A 6,454-nucleotide genomic window follows, 5' to 3' on the forward strand; every position below is an offset into this window, starting at 1 on the left:
TCGAAGACCTTCTCCCTCACTTTGAGCAGGGCAGGGAGCTGGGAAGTCCAGGTGGAGGACGCCACCACCCCGACCCTGACGTCCAGGGTAACGGTGTCTGTCCAGGCCGCGGCCACGGCGCAGCTCGTCCTCACCTCGCCCCCAGGCCCCTTCGAGGCGGGGGAGGAGTTCTCAGTGGAGGTGATGGCGCGGGATGCGTTCGGAAACGACGCGACGGGGTACCTGGGCACGATCCACGTCACCTCGACGGACCCGCTCGCCGAGCTGCCCGCGGACTACACCTTCACCGCGGCGGATGATGGGCGCCGCTCCTTCAACGTGGTGCTCAAGACCGCCGCAAATCCCCAGCAGATCACAGTGACGGACACGGTCCTCGCAGAGTTGGCCGCCACGCTGGGCCGGGAGATCCTTCCTGCACCCCCCATCAGTCCCTGCACGGGGGTCATATGCGAGGTGCCGGAGCCCACCTGCGCGGCGGATGGCGTCACGCACGTCACCTTCACGTCTGCCTGTGTCCTCGAGGAGAACCTGCCCTCCTGCCGGGACACCGAAGCGCGGACGGCCTGCCCCGGTGCGGACGGCGTCTGTTTCGAGGGCGCCTGTGGTACCGCGGCCGGACCCGAGGTCGGCGAGCTGTCCATCACCGAGGTGATGCACAGCCCCTCCGAGGGAACCACGAAGTACGTCGAGCTGCACAATGCCACCCAGGTGCCCCTGAACATCGCCGGGCTCGAGATCGACAACCTGGCCTCGGGAGGCGTCGCGCGCTTTACGGTGAACGCGGCCTCTCCGGAGGGGGCCGTGCTCATCCCTCCTGGGGGCTGGTTCGTCGTCGCGCAGCGCGGGGCGTTCGATATCAACGGAGGAGTCCCCGTCGACTACACCCTCGGCGACAGCTTCGACTTCCAGGGAGACGGTCAACTCCTCCTGCGCGCGGCGTCCGGCACGGTCATCGAGGACTTCACATGGTCGAGCAGCTTCCCGCAGACGCCCGGCCGCTCCATGAACCTGGCGGCACCGGTCGTGGGCACCCACGCCAACAGGGCATCCTGGTACTGGTGTGACTCGAGCGTGGAGGTGGGGTTGCTGGGAGGGGATTACGGCACGCCGGGGCGGCCCAACGAGGCATGCGGGATGACCGTGGCCTCGGCGCCAACGTTCTGCAACATCCAGTACCCCAAGACGTTCCCCGAGCCGAACGATCCCGTGATGTACCCGGCGGTCATCCCCTACGGCTCGCGCAAGGCCATCTACACCCAGTTCTCAGCCTCGTCCCTGACGGAGCGGAACACCTCGGGCAACGACGACTATCCCCACGTGCAGGCAGAGCTGGGCTATGGCACGGGGGCCGACCCCGCGAGCTGGCAGTGGTCGGCCGCGCGGTTCAATGCCTTCTATGACGTGTTCTCGCCCGCGTTCGACCCGAGCAAGGACGAGCAGTGGGCCTGGCTGCACATCCTCGCGCCGGGCACGTACTCCTACGGCTTCCGCTACCGCTTCTATGACCCGGAGGCCCGCTCGTTCACGGGCTACACCTACTGCGACCAGAACGGCGTCGCCTCGGAGCCGTCCTCGGGCAGCTATGGGACCGTCACCGTGGGAACGGAGCCGCTCGCCGCACCCATGCCAGGCACCGCGACTGGGAGCCTGGAGCGCAAGGCGGCCTTCATGTCCACGGCTGAGGCCATGGAGGGGGGCGCCGATGCCCTCCGAGGCAATGGCCTCGACTCGGACTGGAACGCGGATGACTTCGTGATCCGCACGGCCCGAGGCGCCCAGAACAGCGCCAGCCCGCCAGAGGTTCCTTGAGGCAGCCCCGCCAGCGTGCCCATCAAACCTGTCATACAACCAGACAGGTTCGGTCAGAGCGTTCCGCCGGGGGGGGGAGGGCGGGGCGTTCAGTGCCCGCCAACTGGTGCTCGAAGCTGCTGCTCCCGGGCGTGTCCCGCATTAGGTTGCGGCGGCGACCCTTTCTTCAGGAGCAGAATTGTGCCTGCCACTCCCGATGCCGCGCGCCTTGTCACCTGCCCGCCGGACGAGTTCCGCCGAGCCAGTGAAGCGGCCCTGGCCACCGCGCGCTCTGGCATTGAGCGCCTCAAGTCCCTGCCCGCCCCGCGCGGGGCCCGCGACGTCCTCGAGATCTTTGATGAGGCCACGGCCGTCCTCTCCGACGCCAGCGCTCGTGCCAGCGTCGTGCGCCACAGCCACCCGGACGAGCCCATGCGCCAGGCCGCCGAGACCGCCGAACAGGAGGCGGAGAAGCTCGCCACGGAGATCTCCCTGGACCGGGGCGTCTATGACGTGATCTCCGCACTGGACGTCTCCCGGGAGGACGGGCCGACCCGGAAGTGGGTGGAGAAGCTGCTGCGGGACTTCCGGCGCGCAGGCGTGGATCGGGACGAGGCCACCCGAGCCCGGGTGACGGCGCTCCAGGAAGAGCTGGTCCGCACCGGCCAGGAGTTCGACCGCAACATCCGCGAGGACGTGCGCTCCGTGGAGCTGCCGGCCTCCGCCCTGGAGGGCCTGCCCGCGGACTACGTGCGCGCCCACCCGCCTGGGCCGGACGGCAAGGTGCGCATCACCACGGACTACCCGGATCTCGTTCCTTTCATGACGTACGCGAAGGACTCCGCGGCACGGGAGAAGCTCTGGCGGGCCAACCGCAGCCGCGCCTTCCCCAAGAACGTGGAGGTGCTGCAGCGGCTCCTGGAGCGCCGTCACGAGCTGGCCACGCTGCTCGGCTACGCCAACTGGGCGGCGTACGCCACCGAGGACAAGATGATCCGCAGCGAGCGGAACGCGGGAGACTTCATCGAGAAGATCGCCACCGCCTCCGACGAGCGCAGCCGCCGCGACTACCAGGTGCTGCTGGAGCGCAAGCGCAAGGACAGCCCGGGGGCCACGCGGGTCGATCCGTGGGACCAGGCGTACCTGGAGGATCGGGTGAAGGCGGAGCAGTACAGCTTCGACTCGCAGGCGGTGCGCCCCTATTTCGAGTACACGCGCGTGAAGCAGGGCGTGCTGGACATCACCGCGCGCATCTTCGGGGTGAGCTACCGTCGCGTGGCGGACGCGCCCGTGTGGCACCCGGACGTGGAGGCCTATGACGTGTTCCAGGGCCAGACGCAGATGGGGCGCTTCTACCTGGACATGCACCCGCGCGCGGACAAGTACAAGCACGCGGCGCAGTTCACGCTGGCCACGGGGAAGCAGGAGCGTCGGCTGCCGGAGGCGGTGCTCATGTGCAACTTCCCCAAGCCCGGCGCCGAGCCCGCGCTGATGCAGCACGGCGACGTGGAGACCTTCTTCCACGAGTTCGGCCACCTGCTGCACCACCTCTTCGGTGGGCACACGCCGTGGGCGGGTCTGTCGGGGGTGCGCACGGAGTGGGACTTCGTCGAGGCGCCCTCGCAGATGCTGGAGGAGTGGGCGCGGGACGTGGGCTCGCTGCAGACATTCGCGAAGCACTACCAGACGAACGAGCCGCTGCCCTCGGACGTCATCCAGCGGATGAAGAAGGCGGACGACTTCGGCAAGGGGCTGTGGGTGCGCCAGCAGATGTTCTACGCGTCGCTCAGCTTGGCGCTCTACCAGCGGGAACCGAAGGGCCTGGATCCGCTCGCCGTCGTGCGGGAGCTGCAGGGGAAGTACACGCCCTTCCCGTACGTGGAGGGCACGTACTTCCACCTCTCCTTCGGGCACCTGGATGGGTACTCGGCCATCTATTACACGTACATGTGGTCCCTGGTCATCGCGAAGGATCTCTTCACGGTGTTCCAGGACAAGGGGCTGCTGAACCCCGAGCCCGCGCAGGCCTACCGCCGTGCCGTGCTGGAGCCCGGCGGCTCGAAGGACGCGGTGGTCCTGGTGAAGGACTTTCTCGGCCGCGACTATGACTTCCGCGCCTACGAGCAGTGGCTCAACGCGGGGTGAGGAAGGGGAAGGCGCGCCGTCGCTCAGAGCTCCACGGGGATCTGCTTCACACGCCAGATCTCCTCCGCGTACTGCTTGATGGTGCGGTCCGACGAGAAGATGCCGGCCCGCGCCACGTTGAGGATGCACTTGCGCGTCCACGTGGCAGGGTCCAGGTAGCCCCGGGCCACCTCCTCCTGCTTCTTCATGTACGCGTCGAAGTCCGCGAGCAGCAGGTACCGGTCCTCTTCCAGCAGGTTGTCCATCAGCGGCTTGAAGAGGGTCCGATCCTCGGGCGAGAAGAAGCCCGAGGAGATGAGCTCCATCGCCTCGCGCAGCTCCAGGTGCTCGTTGTAGACGTCACGAGGCCGGTAGCCCGCCTTCTTGCGCGCGATCACCTCGTCCGCCGTGAGCCCGAAGAGGAAGAAGTTCTCGTCCCCCACCGCCTCGCGGATCTCCACGTTCGCGCCATCCAGCGTGCCCAGCGTCAGCGCCCCATTGAGCGTCAGCTTCATGTTGCCCGTGCCGGACGCCTCCCACCCCGCGGTGGAGATCTGCTCGGACACGTCCGCCGCCGGGATGATGCGCTCGGCCAGGCTCACCCGGTAGTTGGGCAGGAACACCACCTGCAGCCCCGTGGTGCCCGCGTCGCTGTTGATCACCTCGCCAATGCCGTTGATGAGGCGGATGATCTGCTTGGCCGCCTGGTAGCCCGGCGCCGCCTTGGCCCCGAAGATGAACGCCCGCGGGTGGATGATGGTGGACGGATCCCTCCGCGCCCGCATCCACAGCACCACGATGTGCAGCGCGTTGAGCAGCTGCCGCTTGTACTCGTGCAGGCGCTTGATCTGCACGTCGAAGATGGCGTTCGGATCCAGGCTCACCGAGCGCAGCTCCTTCACGTGCTGCGCCAGATCCTGCTTGTTCTGCTGCTTCACCTCGCGGAAGGCCGTCTGGAACGCCGTGTCCTCCACGTGCTCCTCGAGCTTGCGCAGCTGGTCCAGATCCGCCTCCCAGCCCTTGCCGATGCGCGAGGTGATCAGCTTGGCCAGGCGCGGGTTGCACCACGTCAGCCAGCGGCGCGGGGTGACGCCGTTCGTCTTGTTGTTGAACCGCTCCGGGAACATCCCCGCGAAGTCCGGCAGCACGTCCCGGCGCAGCAGCTCCGTGTGCAGCGCCGCCACCCCATTCACGCTGTGGCTGCCCACGACGGCCAGGTGCGCCATGCGGATCTTCTTCTCCGCGCCCTCTTCGACCAGGCTCATCCGCTGCAGCCGCTCCACGTCGAACGGGTAGCGGATCTGCACCTGCCGCAGGAAGCGGTGGTTGATCTCGTAGATGATCTCCAGGTGGCGCGGCAGCAGGCGCTCAAACAGCGTCGCCGGCCACTTCTCCATCGCCTCGGCCAGCAGCGTGTGGTTCGTATAGCCGAACGTCTGCTGGGTGATGTGGAAGGCCTCGTCCCAGAGCAGCCGCTTCTCGTCCACCAGCACGCGCATCAGCTCCGCCACCGCGATGGCCGGGTGCGTGTCATTCAGCTGGATGGCCACCTTGTGGGGGAAGTCCCGGAAGTCCTTGTGGCCCTTCAGGTAGCGCCGGACGATGTCCGCGATGGAGCAGGCGACGAAGAAGTACTGCTGCTTGAGCCGCAGCTCCTTGCCCGCCTGGAACGCGTCGTTCGGGTAGAGGACCTTGGAGATGACCTCCGAGTCGTTCTTCTCCACCACCGAGCGCTCGTAGTCGCCCGCGTTGAACAGCAGCAGGTCGAACTCCTCGCTGGCCCGGGCCTGCCACAGCCGCAGGGTGTTCACCGTGTTGTTCTGGAAGCCGGCGATCGGCGTGTCGAAGGGCACGCCTACCACTGTCTTGCCCCCCACCCAGCGCGCCACGCGATGTCCGTCCGCGCTGGTGTGGTGCTCCACGCGCCCGAAGAAGCGCACCGCCACGGCCTTCTCCGGCCGGACGATCTCCCACGGGTTGCCGAACTTCAGCCACTCGTCGGCGCGCTCCACCTGGTAGCCGTCGACGATGTCCTGCGTGAAGATGCCGAACTCGTAGCGGATGCCGTACCCCATGCCGGGGTAGGAGAGCGTGGCCAGCGAGTCCAGGAAGCACGCGGCCAGCCGCCCCAGGCCGCCATTGCCCAGGCCCGCGTCCGGCTCCATCTCGATGAGGGTGGTGAGATCCACCCCCACCTCGCGCAGGGCGTGCTCGGCGGCCTCGTACATGCCGGTGTTGATCAGGTTGTTGCCCAGTGCCCGGCCCAGCAGGTACTCCGCGGACAGGTAGTAGGCGCGCTTGACGTCCCGCTCGTAGTAGGTGCGCGCCGTCTTCACCCAGCGGTGCGCCAGGCGATCCCTCACTGCCAGTGAGAGCGCCATGAAGCGGTCATGGGCGGTGGCCGTCTCCGGGTTCTTGCCGCGCGAGTAGCGCACATGCTCCAGGAAGCCCCGGCTGACGTTTGCCGGATCCTTGCCCGTACGGGAGACCTCCTCCTCGAAGGGGGTGGGGGGGGTCTGAACCTTCTTCGGTTCGGCCATCG

3 protein-coding genes are annotated in these 6,454 nt (G+C 67.7%); 2 read left to right on the plus strand and 1 reads right to left on the minus strand.

Going from position 1 to position 6,454, the window contains the following annotated elements:
* Both VD972_RS02150 and VD972_RS02155 read left to right on the plus strand, forming a co-directional pair.
* A partial coding sequence (locus tag VD972_RS02150; RefSeq protein WP_324979973.1) for a lamin tail domain-containing protein occupies positions 1–1,809 on the plus strand: 1,809 nt, incomplete at its 5' end.
* Between the two features lie 180 nt (positions 1,810–1,989).
* Positions 1,990–3,933 (plus strand): M3 family metallopeptidase, encoded by a 1,944-nt coding sequence (locus tag VD972_RS02155; protein ID WP_324979976.1) that lies wholly within the window; start codon positions 1,990–1,992, stop codon positions 3,931–3,933.
* A 23-nt stretch (positions 3,934–3,956) separates the two neighbouring features.
* Here VD972_RS02155 and VD972_RS02160 read toward each other — a convergent pair whose 3' ends face one another.
* A complete protein-coding gene (locus VD972_RS02160) occupies positions 3,957–6,452 on the minus strand; it encodes a glycogen/starch/alpha-glucan phosphorylase (protein ID WP_324979979.1) in 2,496 nt (831 codons plus the stop codon).
* Between the last annotated feature and the right edge of the window lie 2 nt (positions 6,453–6,454).

It is taken from the genome of Hyalangium sp. (genome assembly GCF_035629615.1).
Classification (GTDB): Bacteria; Myxococcota; Myxococcia; order Myxococcales; family Myxococcaceae; genus Hyalangium.